The 1,665-nt window shown below is 32.1% G+C and carries 3 protein-coding genes; all 3 read right to left on the reverse strand.

All coding sequences use genetic code 11. The features are described 5' to 3' along the window. On the reverse strand, positions 1–488 hold a 488-nt coding region (locus tag ACW2QF_RS20120), incomplete at its 3' end, for a hypothetical protein (protein WP_455717798.1). Between the two features lie 35 nt (positions 489–523). Continuing rightward, complete coding sequence (locus ACW2QF_RS20125) at positions 524–886, reverse strand: hypothetical protein (RefSeq protein WP_455717799.1); 363 nt, start codon at positions 884–886, stop codon at positions 524–526. Positions 887–929: 43 nt separating this feature from the next. After that, positions 930–1,517, reverse strand: a complete 588-nt coding sequence (locus ACW2QF_RS20130; protein ID WP_455717800.1) for a hypothetical protein — start codon at positions 1,515–1,517, stop codon at positions 930–932. Between the last annotated feature and the right edge of the window lie 148 nt (positions 1,518–1,665).

Consider the following 1,665-nt stretch of genomic DNA (forward strand, 5'->3'; position numbering starts at 1 on the left):
TGTAATCCACACGTTCCAACATCATGAGAACGATAACCTCTTTTCACCAACTCTTTAAATAATTCCTCATATGGCAACTGTTTATGATATTCAACCGTACATGGATGAGATACTATTTCAAAACCATTTCTTAAACTACCATCATGTTTACAATAGACATTCTCTGAAGATGAATTCATAAACTCTGTTACATATTTTGCATTGTTCTCTTCTTCTCCACCGTTATCAATTTCTAGCTCTACTCCTAAATACAATTCTTCTTCATTATTTGTTTTATGAAATAAGAATTGTTCTGGAATATAATTGTATTGTTTGATATACCTTTTTATTGGTGTATCAGACTCTGTAACACGAGTGTTAAAATTCATAGCATTTACACCTCCAGATAGCCTGTATCCCGCCCTTGCATCAATTGTAAAAAGACAACTTTCATTAGGCGTTTCAATCGTTGATATACTACTTCCATTAACAAATTCTAATTCTGGCATTTCTTTGCCCTCCTTTCAATTATCGTATAGAACCACTATTTGTTGCTACTTCTTCGCATAATAAAGTTATTCATATTGTCTCTTGTATCTTCATTGCGTGGCATTTTATTCTTTGTCATGTATTCGATAGCTGCCATAATATCCGATGCACTTGGTAAGTGTTCACACGCTTCCACACTACAGTTTAAACACATGTTCCCTTGGGTAAATACATAACACCTATTTCCTAATGCTCTGCATTGATCTTTGTATGTATCTCGGTCTTCAGTTAATTCTTTAATCTGTTTACTTGTAGACTCCTTTAATTCAGATAACTCTTTCTTTAATCCTTCATTTTCCATTGTGGCATCACTTGACAACGCACTTCTAAACTCATCTAAATTCATTCCTCTTGCCATTTTTAATCCTCCTTTTTAATAATCACATAAATGTAACATTTTATTATACAAATAATTCTTTTAACACTCTCGGCCTATAGCTTCGAGATTCTAATTTGTTTACTACATCATTTATGTTATCAATAGAACAAGTAAGCATATTCTTCTCTTGTACCGAATCTAATAGAATGATACTATCCTTTAATTCTCTTCTCTTAACAAGTCTTTCTTTTAACATTTTATATGCCTTGTATCCCTGTGCTGCATTAAATGAACTAAACTCTATGTAATGGTATAGATCTTCAATTTCTAACTCCACCTCTGCCAGTTGGCTATTAATAGTCTTTGAGTACTTGGCATAAGTTTCGGCTATCTCGGTAAATTGTGTCATATCATTTATAATAGTGTCTAGACCAACAAACTCATAAGTTTTAAAAGTATTATCTTTACGAAACGATTGTCCGCTTTCTTCTGGTACAGGCAAAATAGTCCAGTCCTTCACTTTTAATAATGTTTTTGGCATTGTCTTTAGTACGTTTGTAGCTTTGGCTAAATTCATCAATGTTGCCTGCTTTAAGTCACCTACAGCTCTTATTCCGCCCTTTGTTGTTATGTATTGATTCTTTCCATCTGAAATATAATAATCACACATATCACCACTCCTTTCAAATTGTTTAATATTATTTGTTATGATTTAAAACTCATATTTCTCATTACATTTCATGCCACTTCTTTATCTATTTGTATGTTACCACACCATAACAATATTTGTCAACTATATGTTTCATATTTTTATTTAT

This window comes from Anaerosporobacter sp., from assembly GCF_965301125.1.